The organism is Ekhidna sp. (assembly GCF_965212185.1).
In the GTDB taxonomy this organism is placed as follows: domain Bacteria; phylum Bacteroidota; class Bacteroidia; order Cytophagales; family Cyclobacteriaceae; genus Ekhidna.
The window spans coordinates 4077855-4100358 of sequence record NZ_OZ243102.1; the positions used below are offsets into that span (position 1 = coordinate 4077855).

General features: G+C 40.1%; 23 protein-coding genes and 1 tRNA gene. 18 read left to right on the forward strand and 6 right to left on the reverse strand.

All coding sequences use genetic code 11. The features are described from left to right. Nucleotides 1-41 precede the first annotated feature (41 nt). The 7 genes from ACOMC3_RS17855 to ACOMC3_RS17885 all read left to right on the forward strand — a co-directional run bounded on the left by ACOMC3_RS17855 (nt 42) and on the right by ACOMC3_RS17885 (nt 7124). On the forward strand, nt 42-770 hold the full coding sequence (locus ACOMC3_RS17855) for a DUF3667 domain-containing protein (protein ID WP_420317252.1): 729 nt from the start codon (nt 42-44) through the stop codon (nt 768-770). 21 nt (nt 771-791) lie between these two features. Then, nucleotides 792-2336, forward strand: coding sequence for an MFS transporter (locus ACOMC3_RS17860; protein ID WP_420317253.1), 1545 nt, complete (start codon nt 792-794; stop codon nt 2334-2336). Then, nucleotides 2333-4264: a TPR end-of-group domain-containing protein gene (locus ACOMC3_RS17865; protein ID WP_420317254.1), complete on the forward strand. Its 1932-nt coding sequence runs from the start codon at nt 2333-2335 to the stop codon at nt 4262-4264. Before ACOMC3_RS17860 ends, ACOMC3_RS17865 begins: the two co-directional genes overlap by 4 nt. Nucleotides 4265-4338: 74 nt before the next feature. After that, on the forward strand, nt 4339-4878 hold the full coding sequence (locus tag ACOMC3_RS17870) for an RNA polymerase sigma factor (protein WP_420317255.1): 540 nt from the start codon (nt 4339-4341) through the stop codon (nt 4876-4878). A gap of 11 nt (nt 4879-4889) precedes the next feature. Further along, a complete protein-coding gene (locus ACOMC3_RS17875; protein ID WP_420317256.1) occupies nt 4890-5624 on the forward strand; it encodes a HEAT repeat domain-containing protein in 735 nt (244 codons plus the stop codon). A 50-nt stretch (nt 5625-5674) separates the two neighbouring features. After that, nucleotides 5675-6454 carry a DUF4097 family beta strand repeat-containing protein gene (locus ACOMC3_RS17880; protein WP_420317257.1) on the forward strand — a complete coding sequence of 260 codons (780 nt, stop codon included), beginning with the start codon at nt 5675-5677 and terminating at the stop codon, nt 6452-6454. Between the two features lies 1 nt (nt 6455). Beyond that, nucleotides 6456-7124 carry a DUF4097 family beta strand repeat-containing protein gene (locus ACOMC3_RS17885; protein WP_420317258.1) on the forward strand — a complete coding sequence of 223 codons (669 nt, stop codon included), beginning with the start codon at nt 6456-6458 and terminating at the stop codon, nt 7122-7124. Between the two features lie 41 nt (nt 7125-7165). Here ACOMC3_RS17885 and ACOMC3_RS17890 read toward each other — a convergent pair whose 3' ends face one another. Further along, nucleotides 7166-8197, reverse strand: coding sequence for a strictosidine synthase family protein (locus tag ACOMC3_RS17890; protein WP_420317259.1), 1032 nt, complete (start codon nt 8195-8197; stop codon nt 7166-7168). Nucleotide 8198: 1 nt separating this feature from the next. On the opposite strand from ACOMC3_RS17890, the gene ACOMC3_RS17895 reads away from it, so the two are divergent. The 3 genes from ACOMC3_RS17895 (at nt 8199) to ACOMC3_RS17905 (ending at nt 10256) form a co-directional block, all read left to right on the forward strand. Beyond that, nucleotides 8199-8696: a hypothetical protein gene (locus ACOMC3_RS17895; protein ID WP_420317260.1), complete on the forward strand. Its 498-nt coding sequence runs from the start codon at nt 8199-8201 to the stop codon at nt 8694-8696. A gap of 65 nt (nt 8697-8761) precedes the next feature. Next, nucleotides 8762-9535 (forward strand): thioredoxin family protein, encoded by a 774-nt coding sequence (locus ACOMC3_RS17900; protein ID WP_420317261.1) that lies wholly within the window; start codon nt 8762-8764, stop codon nt 9533-9535. 31 nt (nt 9536-9566) lie between these two features. Beyond that, a complete protein-coding gene (locus tag ACOMC3_RS17905; RefSeq protein WP_420317262.1) occupies nt 9567-10256 on the forward strand; it encodes a TlpA family protein disulfide reductase in 690 nt (229 codons plus the stop codon). A 30-nt stretch (nt 10257-10286) separates the two neighbouring features. Here the strand turns inward: ACOMC3_RS17905 and gcvP are convergent, their stop codons facing one another. Beyond that, nucleotides 10287-13163 (reverse strand): aminomethyl-transferring glycine dehydrogenase, encoded by a 2877-nt coding sequence (gene gcvP / locus ACOMC3_RS17910; RefSeq protein WP_420317263.1) that lies wholly within the window; start codon nt 13161-13163, stop codon nt 10287-10289. Nucleotides 13164-13309: 146 nt separating this feature from the next. On the opposite strand from gcvP, the gene ACOMC3_RS17915 reads away from it, so the two are divergent. From ACOMC3_RS17915 to ACOMC3_RS17935, 5 genes are all read left to right on the forward strand, one after another. Then, nucleotides 13310-14755, forward strand: coding sequence for a M28 family peptidase (locus tag ACOMC3_RS17915; RefSeq protein WP_420317264.1), 1446 nt, complete (start codon nt 13310-13312; stop codon nt 14753-14755). Between the two features lie 329 nt (nt 14756-15084). Then, complete coding sequence (locus ACOMC3_RS17920; RefSeq protein WP_420317265.1) at nt 15085-16419, forward strand: dihydroorotase; 1335 nt, start codon at nt 15085-15087, stop codon at nt 16417-16419. 65 nt (nt 16420-16484) lie between these two features. Next, nucleotides 16485-16560 (forward strand) — tRNA-His (locus tag ACOMC3_RS17925). 65 nt (nt 16561-16625) lie between these two features. Continuing rightward, entirely contained in the window at nt 16626-16871 is a 246-nt protein-coding gene (locus ACOMC3_RS17930; RefSeq protein ID WP_420317266.1) for a GIY-YIG nuclease family protein, read from the forward strand. A gap of 101 nt (nt 16872-16972) precedes the next feature. Beyond that, nucleotides 16973-17218: a GIY-YIG nuclease family protein gene (locus tag ACOMC3_RS17935; protein WP_420317266.1), complete on the forward strand. Its 246-nt coding sequence runs from the start codon at nt 16973-16975 to the stop codon at nt 17216-17218. A 171-nt stretch (nt 17219-17389) separates the two neighbouring features. Here ACOMC3_RS17935 and ACOMC3_RS17940 read toward each other — a convergent pair whose 3' ends face one another. After that, nucleotides 17390-18046 carry a hypothetical protein gene (locus tag ACOMC3_RS17940; RefSeq protein WP_420317267.1) on the reverse strand — a complete coding sequence of 219 codons (657 nt, stop codon included), beginning with the start codon at nt 18044-18046 and terminating at the stop codon, nt 17390-17392. A 106-nt stretch (nt 18047-18152) separates the two neighbouring features. Here ACOMC3_RS17940 and ACOMC3_RS17945 point away from each other — a divergent pair, with 106 nt between their 5' ends. Continuing rightward, nucleotides 18153-18677 carry a DUF4442 domain-containing protein gene (locus tag ACOMC3_RS17945; RefSeq protein ID WP_420317268.1) on the forward strand — a complete coding sequence of 175 codons (525 nt, stop codon included), beginning with the start codon at nt 18153-18155 and terminating at the stop codon, nt 18675-18677. Here ACOMC3_RS17945 and ACOMC3_RS17950 read toward each other — a convergent pair. Then, nucleotides 18667-19836 (reverse strand): hypothetical protein, encoded by a 1170-nt coding sequence (locus tag ACOMC3_RS17950; protein ID WP_420317269.1) that lies wholly within the window; start codon nt 19834-19836, stop codon nt 18667-18669. The two genes, ACOMC3_RS17945 and ACOMC3_RS17950, sit on opposite strands and share 11 nt — an antisense overlap. A 37-nt stretch (nt 19837-19873) precedes the next feature. Between ACOMC3_RS17950 and ACOMC3_RS17955 the strand changes: the two genes are divergently transcribed. After that, nucleotides 19874-20521: an NADPH-dependent F420 reductase gene (locus tag ACOMC3_RS17955; protein ID WP_420317270.1), complete on the forward strand. Its 648-nt coding sequence runs from the start codon at nt 19874-19876 to the stop codon at nt 20519-20521. Next, nucleotides 20518-21195 (forward strand): SDR family NAD(P)-dependent oxidoreductase, encoded by a 678-nt coding sequence (locus tag ACOMC3_RS17960; RefSeq protein WP_420317271.1) that lies wholly within the window; start codon nt 20518-20520, stop codon nt 21193-21195. Before ACOMC3_RS17955 ends, ACOMC3_RS17960 begins: the two co-directional genes overlap by 4 nt. Here ACOMC3_RS17960 and ACOMC3_RS17965 read toward each other — a convergent pair whose 3' ends face one another. After that, nucleotides 21196-21630: a hypothetical protein gene (locus ACOMC3_RS17965; RefSeq protein WP_420317272.1), complete on the reverse strand. Its 435-nt coding sequence runs from the start codon at nt 21628-21630 to the stop codon at nt 21196-21198. A gap of 74 nt (nt 21631-21704) precedes the next feature. After that, a complete protein-coding gene (locus ACOMC3_RS17970) occupies nt 21705-22421 on the reverse strand; it encodes a DJ-1/PfpI family protein (protein WP_420317273.1) in 717 nt (238 codons plus the stop codon). Nucleotides 22422-22504: the final 83 nt, after the last annotated feature.

Genomic DNA, 22504 nt, shown 5'->3' on the forward strand with positions numbered 1-22504 from the left:
TATTTTCGATGATCATCAATATTAACGTAAACAAGTAATTATTGGAAAGGATTTGTAAAAACTGCGAAACAAAACTTGAAAACACGTTCAAGTTCTGCCCAAACTGTGGCCAGGAGCACAAAGACAAAGTGGTCCATTTCAAGCAGTTTATCCTTGATTTTCTTGGTGACTATTTCACCTTTGATTCATTGATCATTCGCAGTGTACGTCCGCTACTTTTTAGTCCTGGATTTCTGACCAAGGAGTTCATAGCCGGCAGAAGAGTACGATACATTCCACCATTGAGGATGTTTATTTTCATTAGTATCATTTTCTTTCTATTTCTTGGACCTGTGGATCAGTCTGCAGGATTGGAAAAGTCTGAGGAAGCTGAATTTCTTGATTCTTTTTTCAGTATTTGGTTTCCTAGACTTTTCTTTCTTTTACTCCCACTCTTTGCACTCTTCCTTTTCATCCTTTTTCGAAAACCCGGTCGTTTTTATCTGACTCATTTCATTTTTTCCATTCATTTTCATGCATTCGCGTTTGTGCTGCTGACCATCATGGTGATAATGATCGATTATATTTTTCCTTCGAGTGTCTTTCTTAGTCAATGGTCTTTTATGATCACCATATTCTTACTAGAAGTTTATTTGCTGATTGCCCTTCGCAAAGTGTATGAACAAAAAGTTTTAACGACCATTCTCAAGCTTTTTCTATTAAATATCTTCTACGTTATTTCAGCAATGATCATTTTTAGCCTCGCTGGTGCACTGATCTTTTATCTCTGATTTTAGCATTATCTTGAGTAGATGTCTGCTCAAGCTCAACATCAATATCCGCTCAATTGTCCCACGGGTAGGTGGACCATGTTTTCTACCATACTTGCAACCAGTATGGCATTTATTGATGGAAGCGCACTCAATGTCATCCTTCCCTCGTTGCAACAAGACTTATCTGCGGATGGAGTGGACCTGTTCTGGGTGCTAAACAGTTACCTTTTAATGCTGGCTGCTCTAATTATTGTAGGTGGTAGCTTGGGAGATAAGCTTGGGAGGGTCAATGTTTTCAAGGCAGGCATTTTGATTTTTACTGTTGGATCAGCATTGTGTGGACTATCTCAGGACATCAAACAGCTCATTATCTTCAGAACGATACAGGGTATTGGAGGGGCATTCATGATCCCTGGAAGTTTGTCTATTATCTCTGCAGTATTTAGCAAAGAAGAAAAAGGAAAAGCGATTGGGACATGGTCAGCGGCAACCACCATCGTTACGATTTGTGGGCCGGTATTGGGAGGTGCGTTAGCAGACATGGGCCTGTGGAGACTGATATTCTTCATCAATTTACCATTAGGTCTCTTATCGATTTTAGCGCTTCATTTTAAAGTGCCAGAAAGTAAAGAACCAGGCAGCAATTCCATCGATTGGAAAGGAGCTATTACATTAACAGTGAGTTTGGCAGCTTTGACATTTGGGTTTTTAGAAATGCCGGAATGGGGATTTGATCACCCAGTCGTAATTGCTAGTCTGGCAATTGGTACAATTTTCCTTGTTGCATTCGTCATCATTGAAAGCAGGGTAAATCAGCCAATGGTTCCATTGAAGATGTTTAAGAATAAGACGTTTTCTGGAGTAAACCTTCTGAGCTTCTTTCTTTATGCAGGAATGGGAGCGGTAATGTTATTTCTTTCGCTCAACATTATCCAGATTCAAGGCTACTCTCAACTTCAAGCAGGGCTCACCTTTTTGCCCTTCTCATTAATCATGGTGCTTGCTGCTCGTAAAATGGGGGAACTTACCAGTAAGTATGGTGCAAGAAGATTTTTGATACTGGGACCCACAATAACCGGTATTGGAATGGTTTGGTTTTCATTCATTGAAATGACAACTGGCCCATCTGAATATTGGACCACTTATTTCCCGCCGTTTTTGGTATTTGCTTTAGGAATAGCAATCACTGTAGTACCGCTTACAACAGCGGTAATGGAATGCGTGGATGACAGTAAAAGTGGGATCGCGTCAGGTATAAATAACAGTGTGACCCGAATATCCGGCACCTTCATGAATGCCATTCTGGGTGCTGTTGTTGTACTAATATTCGGGAATTACGTAATAGAAGCGATGGAGGGAATAGCATTGTCAGAACCACTAAGAAATCAGGTGATGCAAGAAGCATCCAAACTGGGTGAAGCGAGTGCTCCTGGGATTTTATCAAATGAGATTAAAGAACAAGTGAATACTATTTTCGATCAGGGATTTATTTCTATTTATAAAATGGTGTGCTGGATAAGTGCCGGACTGGCCTTTATGTCCGCAGCTATTGCATATGTGATGGTAGAGAGTAAAAAAGTATGAGGGCAACACGACGACAGCTTAGCGCAATCATGTTTACAGATCTTGCAGGCTATACTGCCATGATGCAGGAGGATGAATTCAATGCAAAAGGAATACGGGATCAGCATCGACAAATTCTGGAGCGGGAGATTAAAAACCATGATGGTGAAATATTGCAGTATTATGGCGATGGCGCATTATCCATTTTTAATAGTACCATTTCAGCAACCAATTCTGCACTTTCGATTCAGCTTTCATCAATTCAAAACAAAATACCCCTTCGAGTTGGCATCCATAGTGGTGATGTGGTAGTAGAGGAGGCAGGGGTATACGGTGACGGGGTAAACATTGCATCCAGAATAGAATCATTTTCTGTTCCGGGATCGGTCATGATTTCGGACAAAGTATTTGATGACATCAAAAACCATCAAACATTCCAACCCATTTTAATGGGAGAGTTTGAGCTTAAAAATGTCAAGAAGCCAGTGGAGGTTTATGCACTAACCAATGATGGACTGGTGGTACCTCAGAGAACGGAATTAAAGGGCAAGGTGAAAGAACGAATCAAGAGTATTGCTGTGCTGCCATTTGTTAATCGGAGTTCCGATCCGGAAAACGAATACTTCAGTGATGGAATCAGCGAAGAGATTATTACTGCCCTGGCGAAAGTTGAAGGCTTGAGGGTTATTTCCCGTACCTCTTCATTTTCTTTCAAAGGAAAAAATGTAGATGCCAGAACCATTGGAAAACAACTGGAGGTACAGTCTATCTTGGATGGGAGTGTTCGAAAGTCAGGAAACAGGGTGAGAATAGTCGCACAACTAAGCAGCACATTTGATGGATATCAACTTTGGACAGAGACTTACGATCGAGAGTTGAAAGATATTTTCGATGTGCAAGATGAGATCTCATTGAAGATCGCTCAACAGCTGAAAGAAAGACTATCAAAAAGCGCATTGGAAGAAACAGCTAAAACGAACCCAATTAACATCGAGGCATACAATGCCTACCTACAAGGGCTATTTTATTATAACAAGTGGACGCCAGCTAACGCTCAGAAAGCTGTGGAATCCTTTAATAAAGCCATTAAGCTGGAGCCGGAATATGCACAAGCATATGGTGGACTTGCACTCTCCTATTCTCTAATGTCATTTACAGGATTCATTGATACAAAGAAAGGATATGAGCTTACTGAGCAAGCAGCTAAAAAAACCATCGAATTAAACCCTGAAATTGAGACCGGATATATTTCACATGGATTTGTAGAATTTTTTCAGCGTTGGGATTTTGAAGCAGGGAAAGAGTTTTTGGAAAAAGCACTTGAAATTAATCCAAGATCACCAGAAGCTAATCAAGCAAAATCTTTCTATTATTTAATAATTGGAGATCTCGCTAAGAGCCTTGAAGCCATTCAAAACGCCAGAGATATTGATCCGCTTTCGCTTTTGACTAATAGAACCTTGGCGGACATTTATTACCTAAGAGGTGATTATGAAATGGCCATTGAACTCTATGATTGGTTACTTCAGCAAGATCCAGAGTTTATATCTGCTCTCGATTTTAAAGCCTGGGCTTATTTAATGAATAACCAATTCAATGAGGCCATTCAAATTTTTAAATCATTCGAAGATGGACAAGTAGCCCACTCGATGAAACCATTCGTACAGTTAGGCTATGCATATGCTTTAAAAGGGGAAATGGATGTAGCTCATTCGTATTTAGCACAGTTGATTGAAGACACTAAAGCACACCCTGAGAGCGCCAATGATTTAAACTTTGCCACACTATATACAGGCCTTGGTGATCATGAAAAGGCCTTGGACTATCTGGAAAAAGTAGTTGAGCAAAAAATCGGTGCGGTATTACTTATCCATATTAGTCCCATTTGGAAGCCTTTACGAGACACACCTCGATTTAAAGCTCTGCTCAATAGAATAGGCTTAAAATAATTTTATTTTCATTCTGTAACCTTCCTTTCATTTCCTTGTAACTTATCTGCATTACCGACACAACCTGGTTGAATTTGGAGATAACAGACGAACAATTGATGTCCTGGGTAAAAGCTGGACAGCTGGATTATTTGAATGAATTGTTTAGTCGCTATAGTAAGCGCATCTACAATTACTTTCTTAAATCCACACTGGAACGAGCCGACAGTGACGACTTAACACAGGAGCTTTTCATCCGGGTGATGAAATACAGAAACTCCTATAAAGAAGGCCATTCCGTTCAGTTCTGGATCTTTCAAATAGCCAGGAATATGATCAAGGATCATTTCAGAAAAATGAAAATCCATAAAGATCAATTCAATCCTGTGGATGTAATGCCGGAGGCAGAGGATGCGTGCGATGATGAACTTTTCGAAAGAGAAAAGAAGCTGCATCAGGCGATGAATGAATTGTCGGATGAAAAACGGGAACTGTTGGTTCTGAGCAAATTTCAGGGAATGAAATACGAGCAAATAGCCAAGCTGAGAGACACTACGGTAAGCAACATTAAAGTACAGGTGCATCGCACCATTAAGGAATTGAAGGAAGTGTATTTCCAATTAGAGGAAACCTAAATAATAAAGTGATGGAAAATAATATCACAGATGAACAATTGATCTCACTCATCGAGGGTGAACAAAACAAAGTGCTGGAATCTCAGATTGCAGAAGATTCTACATTGAAAAAGAGATATGATGAATTGAAGGAAGTTGTTGAAGCAATCGAGAACTCAAACGAAGTTGAGGTCCCATACCATGTGGAAGCAGGATTTCTAGCAGCACTTGAAAAAGAGAAAAACAAAAATGTTCAGTTACCATGGATGCAAATCGCGGCAGCTGTAGCCTTACTCATCATTGGCTTTGGAGCAGGGAAGTTTTCAGGAGTAGACGCTTCCAGTGAGTTGGTAGCATTGAAAGAGGAAGTACAATCATTGAAAGAAGTGACTTTGACAAACACCCTTCAGCGACATTCAGCCAGCGAGCGAATCATGGCTGTGAACAGAATAGAGGAGAGAGGAACTTTTAACAGGGAGTTGATTTCCACCTTGATAACCACATTAAATGCGGATGAGAGTCCTAATGTGAGATACGCAGCATTAAAGGCTTTGGAGAAATTCATAAATAATGAGGATGTGAGAGCTGAGTTGGTAAAATCATTAGAGGCACAGTCTGATCCACTCATTCAAATTTCATTGATCACCATTTTGGTGGAGGCTGAAGAGCGAAGTGCGATTGCCCCACTACGAGAAATGATGGAAAATGAAGAAATAGTACCTGAAGTAAAACAACAGGCAGAAGTTGCCATTCAGGTCTTAACATAAAAATACCGGTACTAATTAAATATTAAATCAAAATTCAAAATCAATATAAAATGAAAACGATAATAGCAGGACTAATACTTTTGACATGCCTTCAAGTAACGGCACAGGAAAAAGCATTCAACTATCCCATCAAGGGAAATGCAGCAGAAACGTGGCTTTCAATTGAAAACTTATCTTCAGACATAGTCATTGAGGGAACCTCTGGCACAGAAATTAAGATTGAAAGCAAGAACTACAAAGGCCTTCCTGAAAAGGCGAAAGGACTAAAACCTCTTTCAGCATCAGGACCAGAAAATACTGGAATAGGGCTAAGCATAAAGCAAGAAGGCAATATCATATCACTTTCTGGAGCTCATAGAGAGGCAGATAACGCAGACTATGTCATTTACTTACCGAAGAACATGAAGTTAAAGATCGATTACAACAGCTGGCAGGCGGGAGATGTTGTCATAAAGAAGATGGCTGGAGAAGTGGAGGCTAAGAGCCAGGTTGGAGATTTGGAATTCATCGATGTGACCGGACCGATTGTAGCACACACATTAAGCTCAGACTTAGAAGTGACATTTTCGTCACTTTCAAGTACATCGCCTACATCATTAAGCTCTACCAGTGGTGATATTGATGTCACATTCCCACCTTCTGTAAAAGGAACGTTTAAAATGTCGACTATTTCAGGGGGAGTGTATACAGGCTTTGATTTTGACTTTGGTGAAGATGCTAAGATGAGCAGAGTAGGAGGCCAGAACGCTACTGGTAAGCTAAATGGTGGTGGAGTGGAAGTGTCTTTGAAGACCATAAGTGGAGACATCTACATTAGAAAAGCAGAATAAGATGAATGGACTAAAAGGACTAACAATTTTGCTTTGCCTGGCAACCTTCGGGTTGTCAGCTCAGCCTAAAAAAGTAACAGAATCTGTAACGGTTACCGGGCAGGAAATGCTGGATTTGGAATTTGCTTTTGCGGATGACATCACTTTTAAAACCTGGGACAAAAACGAAGTGTTTGTTGAAGTGATGGTGGAAATAAACAACGGTGAGGATAATGATATTTTCACACTCAATTCATCCAAATCGACTAATACTATTTACATCGAAATGGATGAGGATATGTGGAAAAAAATCAGCAAGGAGAAAAATGGCAAGTGGGATAACTGTAGTTACTCTTCCACCATAAACTACACCGTTTATCTTCCAAAAAATTTAGATGTGCGTGCAGAGACTATTTCAGGGGATTTTGCTTTTGAATATTTCGGATCAGAAATGAATCTTAAGACGATCTCTGGAGATATAGATGCCACGATTCCGGAAAGAAAAGGGATGGACTTTAAAGCAAAGACGATCTCCGGAGAGATCTATTCGGATATTAAAATAGAGTATCCCTACGGAAAAGAAGGACTTAGACAGATTGTCGGTCAGGATGTACGAGGCAGAGTAAGTGATGGAGGGGTAGAGTCTTCATTTGAAACCATTAGTGGAAATATTTATTTAAGAAAAGGCTAAATCCCCTCCTTGGAGGGGTGGGGGTGGGTTTTGACTCACCCTCACTTTTTCCTCAACACTACCAACCGATCATCCATTACTGTACCTATGAACAATAAGTCTTTGTATGGAGCAGCCACACTACTTGCAGCGACCAGTGATCCATCATTTTCAAATAAGCTTTCTAGTTCTGTTCCATTGCTAACCTGGATGACCTCCGATGGAGCCATCTCATTTTTGCCACCGGCATAGGCGGTAAAAGCCAAGAGATTAGGGTGTGAACCTATCCATAAGTCTCCATTTTCATCCAACTCAATATTGTCAATACCAGTTCCTACATACAGGTCGGTATCATGGCTTAATGCACCCGTCTCTTCAATATTGTAATATTTGAGCGTAAAGCTTCTTGGAGACGCCACTAATAATTGAGATCGATCCTTTGAGATATTGATACCATTTGCATATTTAATCCCACTGGCAACTTCACGATAGTTTCCATCATAAAACACCACATTGGAAACTCCTAGCCCTAAATAGTTCTCAGCCAGTTTTCCCCAATAACTGGTATATCCATGATCATTGGTGAAATAGAAAGAATCCTCATCAAGTGCCACTACGTCATTGGGACTGATCATGATATTATCTCGATATGTAGCCATGTATACCAGGCTATCTTCCCCAAATAGCTCAAACTTCTCAATGGTGTGACCCCTGGCATGGTTGACCACTAGGATTTGATAACGTGCTGAATCCAGTTTTAGCAAACTTATTCCATGAGGATAGAACGGAAGATCATAATCAGCGGTCAATTTTATGGGTTTGAAATCACCGGAATCTAGATCTAGGTAATAAAGGTGTCCTTGCGAAGGATCTCCATCTCTCCGCCCCATTCGATCATCCTGAGAAATAATCATAAACCCTTCTTCGTAGTTAATTGTGAAGTCCTCAGCTCCTTTCATCGGAATCTCTGCAATAACCTCATAGCTTTCAGTGTTATTAACTTCGCGGAAGAAGCCGGTTGATGAAAACGTATAATACACGAATGCAGCTACGAGAGCTACAATGACCAAAAGAACTATCAAGAATTGTTTCATAGTGATTAAGTATGTAATCCATAAAAGTAGAAAATCTTTCCATCTGATTTTCAGTTCGCTGATACTTATAACCATTGGTTGTTCGGGAGACGAAATCCAATTGCCTGATAACTTGTTGGAAGGATCCATTGATGGGAAGGATTGGAATTATAAATCTGCCAACGGATACTTAGTGTCCTCTGACCTTCGCTATCAAGTACGTTTTCTTTCTTCTGATGAGAATGTTTCAGATCCATGCACACTTCCTTCTCCTACACGTGCACACGTAAAGGCAATATTTAGACCGGCGGAAAGAAGCTATTTTGTAACCCCCCAGGCAATAGATAACAATCAAGTACAAGTCTCTTTTGAATTATCTACTTCTCAGAACCTGGTAGCCACGAGTGGTTTTATGGAAATCTACGCGATCGATAATCAAGTGATTATTGGATACTTACAAGCCGTGCTGGATGATGACAATACAGTGGAAGGCTCCTTCGAAATCCGGCTGTGTAATTGAAAAGCGACTTACGCTGGCACGTTATTTGAAATTGCTTATAATTGCGATCCTAATCACAAATTATCATGAGAAAATTTCTATTACTAATCACCCTATTTATCGGTTTTAATTCTTTTGGGCAGGTGCAATGGATGAACAATTTTGAGCTTGCACAAGCAAAAGCCACAGCCGAAGGCAAATTTATTGTCATGGACTTTTGGGCCATCTGGTGTGGTCCTTGTAAAGTGATGGATAGAAAAATGTGGAACGAAGAGTCCATGAACGCCTACAATGACAAGTTTGTATTTCTGAAAGTTGATGTTGATTCTAATCCTACACTAGCCATGAAGTACAGCGCCAGAACCATTCCAATGGTAGTCATCGTGGATGCGTTGGGTAATTCCATTTGGGAGCGTACAGGGTTTTCAAATGAATCACCCTATATGGAGGCATTCAAAAGCTTCCCTTCAGACCGAATGCCGGCAGAGCAACTGAAAAAAGTTGCTGAAGATGACGACAATGCTTTGTACGCACTTGGTCAATGGTATCAGGAATCGGGTAAAAGCATTGAAAACCCGACGGTATCGAGGGCATTCATCACTGAAAGTGATAGCTACTTCAAGCAAATCAGGAAATCAGACAATGAATTAATGGCCAAAGAAGCAGAGTTCAATTTGATTTTGAACCAGGCTTACCGAGGAGCAACTGCGAAGGCGATGAAGAAAGTCCAGAAAATGGAGGAGAATGACATGAAGAATTTCATTTTAGCCTACTGCTATAAATGCGAAGGACAGACTGAGAAAATGAAAGAGTTTGTGGCCAAAATCGAATCTGAAGAACTAGCTGCTAGGTTAGATTGATAACATAAATCTGAATAGATCAGTAAGAGGAATGACTTTAAGAATCCTTCAAATAGCACTTATTTTAATAAATCTTTCAGCTCTGGCGCAATCATCAGATACAGACAGAAGGAATGAAGATGTTTTAGTAAGGCAGACTTTTGAATTAGATCCTAATCGAGTTTATAATTATCATACCGGAAAGAAGATTCCTGCAGAAAAATTCATTTCAATGGTAGGCCAAGAATCTTTCACAATTGGTAGAAAAATTGACAGCTATGGAAGAATTGCGAAGTTTTTGTATGATACAACAGGTGCCAAATTTATTGTAAAAAGAGAGGAAAAACTGAAAATAGGTGAGGATCTGCCGCCTTTCAATATCATCACAGAGAATGGAGAGGAACTTCTTTACGATGAATTACTAGGAAATCATTTGATAATTAGATTCGAGATGTTTGCAGATGGATATGATTTCGAAAATGATCATTTATTATCCCTCCAAAAAGAAGCAGAAGAATTCGAAGAAGAAGTTGTTGGAGTGATTTTCTTCCTTGGGCTTAATAATGAACTAGAACCTTTAGAAACCAAGGGAACAAAATTCCATTACTTGCTGAATGGAGGTAATTTTCATGATCGATACAATGTAACCACTATGCCTTTTACAGTAATTGTGGATAAAAACGGAAAAGTTGTTGATGTTTTTAGAAATAATGAGATTCCCAATCTCTCCTCTTTAAAATAAAAAAGGGAGCAATTGCTCCCTTTCATTTTCTTAAGCCTCTACAGCTTCCTCCTCCTCATACTCACTTAAAGGCAAGCAGCTGCACATCAGGTTTCTATCGCCATAAGCACTGTCCACTCGGCTCACTGCTGGCCAGAATTTATTTTCTTTCACATATGGAGCTGGGAATGCTGCCTTCTCCCTTGAGTAAGGATAATTCCACTCATCTGCTACTAACACTTTGTAAGAGTGAGGCGCATTTTTTAATGGGTTGTCTTTTGCATCAGCTACTCCGTCGATCACTTCCTGAACTTCTTTCCGAATAGCAATCATTGCATCACAGAATCGATCCAGCTCATCTTGTACTTCACTTTCTGTTGGTTCAATCATCATTGTACCAGGTACTGGGAATGAAACGGTGGGTGCATGGAACCCATAATCGATGAGTCTTTTAGCAATATCTTCTACCTCTATTCCGAATTTTTTAAAATCACGACAATCAATGATCAATTCGTGAGCATTTCTGCCTTTGTCATTTGCGTAAAGCACTGGATAATGATCTTGCAGTCTTGCAGCAATGTAGTTCGCATTGAGAATCGCCATTTTCGTAGCATTAGCCAGACCATGTGGTCCCATCATGGCAATATAGGCATGTGAGATTGGAAGAATGCTGGCACTTCCATAGGGCGCTGCTGAAACTGCCGGGTTGCTATTGTGCTCCGTTACATGGCCGGGCAAATATGGAGTCAAGTGTTCAGCAACACCAATTGGTCCCATGCCCGGACCTCCACCGCCATGAGGAATACAGAATGTTTTGTGCAGATTCAGGTGACAAACATCCGCACCAATAATTCCAGGAGAGGTTAGCCCCACTTGCGCATTCATGTTAGCACCGTCCATATACACCTGCCCTCCATTTTCATGAATGATGTTACAAATCTCAATAATGGCTTCTTCAAATACTCCATGGGTAGATGGATAAGTAACCATGAGAGCCGCCAGTTCATCTTTGTGAGCCTCTGCTTTTTCTCTTAAGTCTTCCACATCTATGTTGCCATTCTCATCGCACTTGACAATGACCACTCGCATACCTGCCATTACTGCACTTGCTGGGTTTGTTCCGTGGGCTGATGAAGGAATTAAAGCCACATTTCTGTTTGGCTGACCCGTTCCTTCCAGATAAGATTTAATCACCATTAGCCCAGCGTATTCTCCTTGAGCGCCTGAGTTAGGCTGGAATGAGACTGAGTGAAATCCTGTAATCTCAACAAGCCAATCGTGAAGCTCATTGATAAGAATGCCATAACCCTCCGCCTGCTCTTTTGGTGCAAAGGGATGAATATTTGCAAATTCTGGCCAGGTCACCGGAATCATCTCTGAGGTAGCGTTGAGTTTCATGGTGCATGAACCTAGCGAAATCATCGAATGAACCAATGAAAGATCTTTGTTTTCAAGATGCTTCATATACCTGAGCAACTCATGCTCAGAATGATACTGATTGAAGATTGGATGCTGCAGATATGGAGTTTTTCTTTTGAGCGATGAAGGAAATTCAACTTCAAAATCTTCAACTATTGGAGCTTCGAAAGCATTGCCCAATCGTGCAAAAAGCTTTACTACCTCGTTAGCATCCGCGACCGTATGTGATTCATCGAAGGAGATCCCAACACCATCTTCAAAATAACGGAAGTTGATTTCACTTCTATGACTTAATTTTTTCAAGTGAATGATTTGCTCTGCTTCTAATGGAATTCTAAGCGTATCAAAGAAGTACGTATTCTGATTTTCAAATCCGTACTGAGCAATCGTATTTGCTGTTTCTTTTGCCAATCCATGTGTCCGAGCACCAATCTGCTTAAGTCCTTTTGATCCATGATAAACAGCATACATCCCAGCCATAACTGCTAACAGAACCTGTGCGGTACAAATGTTTGATGTTGCACGCTCTCTTTTGATGTGTTGCTCCCTGGTCTGGAGAGCCATTCGATAGGCATTGTTGCCATGTGCATCCTTGGATGCTCCAATGATTCTTCCGGGAATTGATCGTTTGAATGCTTCTCGTGTAGCAAAAAATGCTGCATGTGGTCCACCATATCCCATTGGAACACCAAATCGCTGAGTTGTCCCGATAACCACATCCGTTCCCCACTCACCAGGTGCGGTTAGAAGCGTTAATGCCAATAAGTCGGTTGCGCAGGCTGTAAACACATTATTCTCTTGGGCTGCAGCCACGATTGCTGACCAATCCTTAACAGCTCCGGAATTATTTGGGTACTGAAAGAAAATCCCGAATACTTCAGGGCCGGAAATGTCTGAATTTGCCAGGTCCACAATTTCAAGCTCGATACCAAACGGTAACGCTCGAGTTTTAAGGACCTCCAATGTTTGAGGAAAGACCTCTTCATCAACTAAGAATTTGTTTGATGATTTTTTCTCCCCCTTCCTTAACCCGTAAAGCATACTCATAGCTTCAGCGGCAGCAGTTGCCTCATCTAATAAGGAGGCATTGGCGATTTCCATTCCAGTTAGGTCAATGACCATGGTTTGGAAATTAATAAGAGCTTCAAGTCTGCCTTGGGCTATCTCTGCCTGATAAGGAGTATAGGCTGTATACCAACCGGGGTTCTCCATAATGTTTCGTTGGATCACTGTTGGAACCACACAGTTATAGTATCCCTGACCGATAAATGATTTAAACACCTTGTTCTTGTCCGCCACCTTTTGCATTCGGTTGAGATATTCAAACTCGTTGAGAGATGGCGGTAGATCCATGGGGGATTTCTTCAATATAGGAGCTGGGATAGCCTCTGATATAAGTTCATCGACGGACTTTAATCCTATGGTTTCCAGCATATTAGATACTTCTTCAGCAGAAGGACCATTATGCCGTCTTTCAAATTCTACGCGATCGTTTAAATTCAATTTCATCAAGGGTACTTTTAAGAGGCCGCAAATTTACGTCAGGACCGTCAGGGTAAAAAGTATTTTTAGAGGTAACCATTAGTGTAATTAAATGGTTTGCCGGAATTAAAATTCTGTAGTTTTAGGCCTGATTTTTAATCCGTTATACAAAAATGAGAAAGATAACTTACGCTTTGGGCTTAATTATAGCATTTGGACTATTAGCTCAGGATAAAACTGCCCTCAAGTTTTCCAAGACAATCACGGCTGAAGACTTAAAAGAACACCTTTCAGTACTCGCATCTGATGAGTATGAAGGGCGAGAGACAGGTCAAAAGGGACAGAAAATGGCTGCAGAATATATTGCCAATCATTTTCAGTCATTAGGATTTGAAGCTCCAGTCAATGGGTCTTATTTACAACAATTCAATTTGACAGAATCATCTATCGGTAACGTTTACTTCCGTAAGGACGATGATAAGAAAATCGGATATGAAGATTTCGTTTATTACTCCAATGCCGAAACTTCTGGTGAAGAATATATTCAACTGGTCTTTGCTGGAAAAGATGATGGAGACATTGATTACGAGGGTAAATACATCGTATATGTTGCCGATCAACTAGGAGGTCTTCAGGAAAAGGCTGAAAAAGCAAATGAGTCCGGTGCAGCTGGCGTCTATTTTGCATTGGAAAATGAGGAAGAGTTTAAATCCATGCTAACTCGGTTTGGCCCATTTTTGAAACGCCCATCGCTCAGTCTGGAGGAGAGAGATAATTCTTCAACTAAGTTAATTCTTGGCAATAAAGACCTTACTGCATGGATATTCGGTAAAGCATTTGAAGAAATTAAAGCAGGCGAGTCGTCGACAGTTATTTTCAATGCGGATTACCTGGACAAGCCAATTGGTACAGAAAATGTTCTGGGCTTTTTAAAAGGGACTGAAAAACCAGATGAAATACTTATAGTTACCTCTCATTATGACCACATTGGAATTACCAATGGAGAAATAAATAATGGTGCAGATGACGATGGTTCCGGAACGGTCACTGTTTTAGAAATAGCAGAAGCATTTGCAGAAGCAGCGAAGAAGAAAAAAGGTCCGAAAAGGAGTATCCTATTTATGACAGTGACAGGCGAAGAAAAAGGATTGCTAGGATCAAGATACTACACGGATACAGCCCCGATATTTCCCCTGGAGAACACCGTTGCTAACCTTAATATAGATATGGTGGGCAGAGTGGATGATGCACATTCTGAGAGCCCAGAATATATCTATGTCATTGGTTCTGATAAATTATCGACTGAGCTACACGAGCTTTCGGAAGAGGTGAATAAGACGTATACAAATCTTGATCTAGACTATACTTACAACGATGAGAATGATCCGAACAGATTCTACTATCGGTCAGATCATTACAATTTCGCTAAAAACAATGTTCCTATCATTTTCTATTTCAACGGAACACATCCAGATTATCATCGACCAACAGATACGGTAGAAAAAATCGCTTTTGATACCATGGAAAAAAGAGCGAAGCTGGTTTTTCATACGGCATGGGAAATTGCAAATAGAGACGAGAGAATAAAAGTAGATAAGAAATCAGTTGATGAAGATTAGTTGAGAAGGAAATTGATCATTGTGGGGCATTCGCCCCACAAGATCTTTTCAACCAGCTATGGAAAGAAAGACTTAAAAATCCATCTTTCTAATACAAGTATAATTATTTAAAGTGGTTTCCTTAAAAGTTTTACTTTAAAATAATTGCTAAAACTGGTTGTTTGAAAATTGGAGAATTAAAAAATGCTGATAATGAGCTTATTAAGAGCTCATTTTTAATTTCAGCAATTCCCACCATCATTGGAGATGATGTGTAATTTTGACGTATTTCAATTTAAAAATTCGATCAAGTTTCCGGTTTATCAATATAGAATATAAGAATAGTACAAATGATTTTAATTAAGGAAGTTAATATTGTAAATGAGGGGAAGGTAAAAACAGAAGATGTCCTAATAAGCAATGATCAAATTGTAAAAATTGGTTCTGGTTTGTCCGTTGATGGCAACTTTCAAGAAATTGATGGAGGTGGGTTACACTTATTCCCAGGAGTAATTGATGACCAGGTACATTTCAGAGAGCCAGGGCTCACACATAAGGGAGATATTTTCACTGAGTCTCGTGCTGCAGTGGCCGGAGGGGTTACTTCCTTTATGGAAATGCCCAATGTGATTCCTCAAACGACCACTCAGGAATTATTAGAATCAAAGTATCAAATAGGCAAGGCCAATTCACTGGCTAACTATTCTTTCTATATGGGGAGTACCAATGATAATTTGGAGGAGGTACTTAAAACTGACCCTAATACTGTCTGCGGGATTAAAATCTTTATGGGCTCATCTACAGGGAACATGCTGGTCGATGACCCGGACACTTTAAAAAACATTTTTAGGAATGCCCCCATTCTTATTGCCACTCATTGTGAAGATGAAGCAACGATTCGAGCCAACACGCAAGAATTTGTACAAAAATATGGAGATGAGATCCCTTTCAAATATCATCCAGTTATTCGAAGCGAGGAGGCATGTTACCTTTCTTCATCGAAAGCCATCGAGTTGGCAAAAAAGAACAATACACGTTTACACATTCTCCACATTTCAACAGGTAAGGAAACAGGATTATTTACTAATGAAATACCTCTTGGAGAGAAGCGAATAACCTCTGAAGCATGCATTCACCACTTATGGTTTTCAGATCAGGATTACGATGAAAAAGGGGCTTTTATAAAATGGAATCCAGCTGTAAAAACGAAAAATGATCGAGACCAAATTTGGAAAGCCTTACTGGATAATCGCATTGACGTGATAGCAACAGATCATGCGCCCCATACATTAGAGGAAAAACAAAACCCATATATGAAGGCTCCTTCAGGAGGACCTTTGATTCAGCATACACTAACTGCTATGCTGGATTTTTATCATGAGGGAAAAATTACGCTTGAGCGGATAGCTGAAAAAATGAGCCACGCGGTTGCGGAATGCTTTGAAGTCAAGGATAGAGGCTATGTCCGTGAAGGGTATAAGGCGGATTTAGTATTAGTAGATTTAAATAAACCGTGGACTGTTCAAAGAGAGAACATTCGTGCTAAATGTGGCTGGTCTCCGTTTGAAGGACATACGTTTAAATCATCTATTGAGAAAACATTTGTATCAGGGCATCTGGCTTACAGCGATGGAAAATTGGATGAGCGTAAGATGGGCCAGCGTCTTACTTTTGATCGAAAATAAACGTTTGTAGATTTATTCAGAGGTATTACCTTTGCACTCCTTTTCAGAGAAATCTGGAAAAATATGGTGATTGTAGTTCAGTTGGTTAGAACGCCTGATTGTGGTTCAGGAGGTCGCCGGTTCGAGTCCGGTCTTTCACCCAAAAATTTGGAACAAATTTTTGCCCTGACAGGCTCGTCCTCGTCAGGGCTTTTTATTTTAACATAATGTACTTTGTTTATATCCTATACTCCAATTCGTGTGATAAGTACTATAAAGGCCAAACCAACGATCTTGAAGATAGACTGAAGAGACACAATGCAGGTTATGAAAATGCGACTACAAAATGCAGGCCTTGGGAGTTGGTCTGGCAGACATCAAAAGATACGCGAGCAGAAGCGGTTAGATTAGAAAGAAAGTTAAAAAATTTGAATAGGTCACGGCTCGAAGAATTTATTAAAAAATACTCCTAAAGCTCTTTCATCAAGGCGCAGGGCCTTGATAAACCCAAAAATTTGGAACAAATTTTTGCCCTGACAGGCTCGTCCTCGTCAGGGCTTTTTATTTTAACATAATGTACTTTGTTTATATCCTATACTCCAATTCGTGTGATAAGTACTATAAAGGCCAAACCAACGATCTTGAAGATAGACTGAAGAGACACAATGCCGGATATGAAAATGCGACTACAAAATGCAGGCCTTGGGAGTTGGTCTGGCAGACATCAAAAGATACGCGAGCAGAAGCGGTTAGATTAGAAAGAAAGTTAAAAAATTTGAATAGGTCACGGCTCGAAGAATTTATTAAAAAATACTCCTAAAGCTCTTTCATCAAGGCGCAGGGCCTTGATAAACCCAAAAATTTGGAACAAATTTTTGCCCTGACAGGCTTGTCCTCGTACCCTGTCCTGACAGGTCTGCCTCGTCAGGAAGGGCTTTTTATTTACAAGCATTGTGTCAGCGAGGGACATTCATCCTCCATTATATTCTAATCAGCCAATTCGTTTCACCCACTTTTTGGAAAGCAATGAAAATAACGGGCTTCCGATAGCAGCTGGCAAAAGCCATAAAAGCCATTGATATGAGCTATTAGGCATGAATAAATTAGGATTCTGAACCGCAAACGCCGTGATAGCGGCTATATAACTACCACCCATCGCTCCAATATGTTGTTTAATCCACCAGGATTTTTCTACATCTGGTTTTACCATAAAAAACCGCAAATCCTGATAACTAGCATGGAGCGTAAAAAGTCCGAAAAGTCCACAAAGAAACGCCAGAATATAATTCTCCTTGAAATACAACAGGTACCCGGCATATATCACGAGCCCCGCACCAAAGAGTATGGTTACTATTGCAACCGCCCAATCATACCATTTTTCACTGCCAGTCTGTTTGCGTTTCAACACACGAACACCTGTAAATGAAGCATAAAAAGTCAACACGGCAATTACCATCAAGAAGGCACTAAATCGATAGAAAAGAATGATACTCCAAGCACTCAAACAAATCCACCACATTGCTCCAACATAAACCTTACCTAGTGCGCGATGATTTTTACTACCCTTTCGGTTTAGTATTTGAATAAGTCCCAGGAGGAGGACCGTGCCGCCACAAAAGACATGGGAGAAGAGGAGAAACTTTTCCATTTACTTTTTAAGCAATTCAACAACGAAATGGCTCAATTTAAAAAATTGATTGACTGAACTGTCGATCTCAGCGGATGAATTGTAAGAGAGAGTTTAACTTGTCAATATGTATCAATTTCTTTCACGTATATCAAATAAATACTTTAGTAAGTATGGCCATAAACTCTTTAAATGGTTTTTTAATCTTTCTCCTATGTATCGGAGAACCACAGGAAAAATCACACGTGTGACTCCAGACTTCTTACGGATAGATGTGAAAATTCCAATTTCTTATAAGAATAAAAACTACGTTGGAACCATTTTCGGTGGCAGCCTTTTTGCCGCTACCGACCCTTTATATATGGTACAACTCATACAAATATTGGGGAGAGATTATGTGGTTTGGGATAAATCTTCCACCATAAAATTCAAGCGACCAGCCAACGCCGATGCGTACACAGTCTTCGAGTTTTCAGAGGAGGAAATTGAGGATCTCAAATCAGAAGTATCGCAGAAACATGAGATTGAACTTTTTAAATCTGTTCATTTAAAAAGCAAAGAAGGAACGCTTTTCTGCGAAATTGAAAAAGTGATTTACATTGCCGATAAAGAGTTTTATAAGCAAAAGAAGAAGACAAGATCTAAGTCTTAATAGGCATGCGCTTAAACTCTTTTGTTCGATCAAACAGATAACGATAGGTATGGTGAGTTTTCACAACATCACCTCCAACTTGCTCTACCACCTTAATCATCTTTGGATTAAAATCACCAATCCAATTCATTTCAAGTTGCTCATACCTGGTGTAGGTTTCCTGGACCACATCACGGATAGCCAATATTAGTGCCCCATCTACCCCTTTACCCTGATGTTCTGGCGATATACCAAATACCAAACCAATCATTTTTTTATTGGTTTTCATCAATTTATGATAGAGAAACTTGAGTTTTCCGATTAGATCCAACTTCCCATTTACATGTTTGAAAACCTGATTTAATTCAGGAATATTGATGTAAAAACCAACGGGTTGATCCTTGTGATAACCAAACCACATGATCTTCTCATCCATGATTGGTTTCATCTTTTTAATAATGGCATTGGCTTGGACAGAAGACATTTCTGCTACACCCGGATGTCTCGCCCACGCATCATTGTAAATGGTCCTGAAATCCTCAGCGTATTTTTTTAGATGCTTCTTTTCAATATGCTTGAATGTATAGTCCTTATCAGCCTGTGCGACAGCCGCCTTTTCATACAGCCGATCACTTAGTGGATCCATGACTTCCCTTCCGAAGGTGAATTGCTTGAAATAAACCTGGAATCCATAGTTCTCAAAAAGTTGCTGATAATATGAAAAATTGTAGTTGCATTGATAATTAGGAGGACGGTCAAACCCGTCGATGAGAAGTCCCCACCATTTATCTCGATCTCCAAAATTAATTGGGCCATCCATGGCCCCCATTCCTTTTTCCTCCAGCCATTTTTTTCCTGTGTCTAATAACAGGTTAGCAGCATCCTGATCATTGATGCACTCAAAAAAACCTACTCCGCCTGTTGACTGATCATTATCCTTATCCATGGTTTTTTTGTTGATGAAAGCAGCAATTCTTCCAATGGTATGACCTTCATCATTAACTAGAATCCATCGTGTACATTCCCCATGGCGAAAGTATTTGTTAACATTCGGATCAAATACTCCTTCTACGTCTTTGTCGAGCGGACGAATCCAATTTTTTTCGTCTTTGTATAACCTAACTGGGAACTGTAAAAATTCCTTTGCTGACTTTTTATCCTTAACTTCAATGGTGCGCATCTACACAAATTTTTGGCAAATAAAACACTAATCTAGCATGAAGAAAATTGGAATTTTAGGTTCAGGGGTTGTTGGACGCACTCTGGCCGATGGATTTATTGAGAATGGGTATCAAGTAAAAATTGGAACTCGTGATGAAAGTAAACTAGCTGACTGGCTCAAAGAAGCTGGGAAAAATGGCAGTACAGGGACTTTTGAAGCCGCCGCAGAATTTGGGGAGGTACTGGTATTGGCAGTAAAAGGACATGCAGCAGCTGATGTTCTGAAGATGACTGGTACAGGAATAAATGATAAACCAATCTTGGACGCTACCAATCCGATTGATGAAAAAGCAGGGCCAGTAAATGGCGTCCTTCAGTTTTTCACAGAGATCAACAGATCGCTAATGGAAGACCTTCAGGACTCATATCCCAAGGCCCAATTTGTAAAATGCTTCAATTCAGTCGGTGCTCATTTAATGGTGCATCCGATTCTGGCAGGAGGCATGAAGCCCTCGATGTTTATTGCTGGTAATGATGAATCCGCAAAAAATGAAGTCAAAACTATACTAGATCAATTTGGTTGGGAAACCGAAGACATGGGGACAGCAGAAGCTGCAAGAGCCATTGAACCACTTTGTATGCTTTGGTGCATTCCAGGATTTAAGAACAACAAATGGTCACATGCTTTTAAACTTTTGAGATGAGAAAAACAATAATTGTCACCGGAGGAAACAGGGGGATAGGTAAAGAGATATGCAGACAACTTGTTGAATTGGGTCATGATGTTGTTTTGACGGCCAGATCCATTGAGAAAGGTGAAGAGGCAGCTCTTGAAGTTGGAGCTAAATTCAGGGAATTGGATGTTTCGAATCAGGAGAACATCAAGGCCTTTGTTTATAAATACAAGGAAGAGGTAGGTGAACTGGATGTGTTGATCAATAACGCAGCGATAATGATTAGTGATGGCACAGACGTACTCAACATTGATCTTGAGGTTGTTCGGAAGACTATCGATACTAATGTTTATGGTCCTTGGCTCCTGATTCAGGAACTGGCACAATTATTAGAAAAATCAGAAGATGGCAGAATCATCAACATTTCAAGTGAAATGGGGGTAATTGATGATTTGACATCCAACCATCCGGCCTACCGAATTTCGAAAACCGCCCTAAATGCGCTTACACTAATTATTCATGGCAAGCTTGGCTCCAGTGTAAAAGTAAATGCCATGTGTCCGGGTTGGGTGCGTACCGACATGGGTGGATCTGGAGCTGCCAGACCTGTAGCAAAAGGAGCCGAAACAGCAGTCTGGTTGGCCACTGAAAGGGATGTCCCAAATGGAAAATTCCTAAGAGACAAAAGGATCATTGATTGGTGATTAACAATGGATCACGTCATTGCAAACGCCATTGATTAGGTCTTCAGAAGCTTCTCCGCCTTCTATCACAATTGAATCACCGTTTTTAACAAATCCAAAAATGAACCCTTTGAGATCACCCGTTATATCCGCAAGCATATCATTAGCCACATATTGAGTATCTCCAGAATAAAGTGTAAAAGTGGTTACCTGATCAGGATTTTCGATTGCAATCCATGTATAGAAATCTTTTACCATTAGGCTGCCATTTATTGATACAGAATCGATCGTGATTCTTTCATCCCCTTCAGTCATAACCTCATAGATGGCAATATTGTATTCAGACCTATTGAACGTGCCTGATGGTGGCGCTAGACATGAGGCACGTGCACATTCTGTTTCACTGCAACCAATTAGAATTAGTATTGGAATACTAAGAAGGAGTAGTCTTTTCATAATAAAATTTATGCTAAGACCCGTGAGAAATAAATACGGTTGAGTCGTTGTAAAAAAACCTTGTGTCTGGGCAGTTATTCTACTCTTACAAAAGAATAATCGTTGATATCCCAATCAATGACTAATCCCCTTCCTACACCTTTTGCCACATCATCACCATATAGATGATGGACAAGGTACAGAGCAACATCGTATGATTTAGCTCCTCCTGCAGAAGTTAAAAGGTTGTCATGATGAACAAATGTGACCCCTTCATGAACAGTCAACAAGGGAAAAGTTTTTCGATATCGGTCAATGTCAGTTGGAAAGGTTGTTGACTCTTTACCATCTACCAAGCCAGCCTTGGCCAAAACAAAAGCTCCATCACAAAGTGACATTACATAGTCTGCTTTGTTTCCAACTTTTGAAACCCAATTGATCAATGGTTCATTCTCCAGATCTGAGTCCATGTTGTGTTCAGCACTCGGAACCACTAGGATGTCGATTTCGGGTAAATCTTCACTATCAAACGAATAATCGGGCAGTATCCTAAGCCCCTCAAAAGTGGTAACCGTATCCATGGTTTGTGAGACAGTAAATACTTTTATTCCTCCTTCTGTGTGAAAGATCGTATGCTGAAAAATATCATAAGGTGCCATGAGCTCCGAATTATAGACACCATCGATCATGAGGAAGGCAGCATTGAAGGATTGTTCGGGAGCAACAGGATCAATTAAGATTGGCTGCTGTTCTCGAGGCTTGTTACACCCACCGAAAACAAGAACTGGAATGATAAACTTTAAGATTTTCATATCTTCTAAAGTACCCAAACTAATCTAAATGTGAGATTAGCAGAAGGGGTATGTCCAGAGAGCAATAAATCTTATTTTTAGTT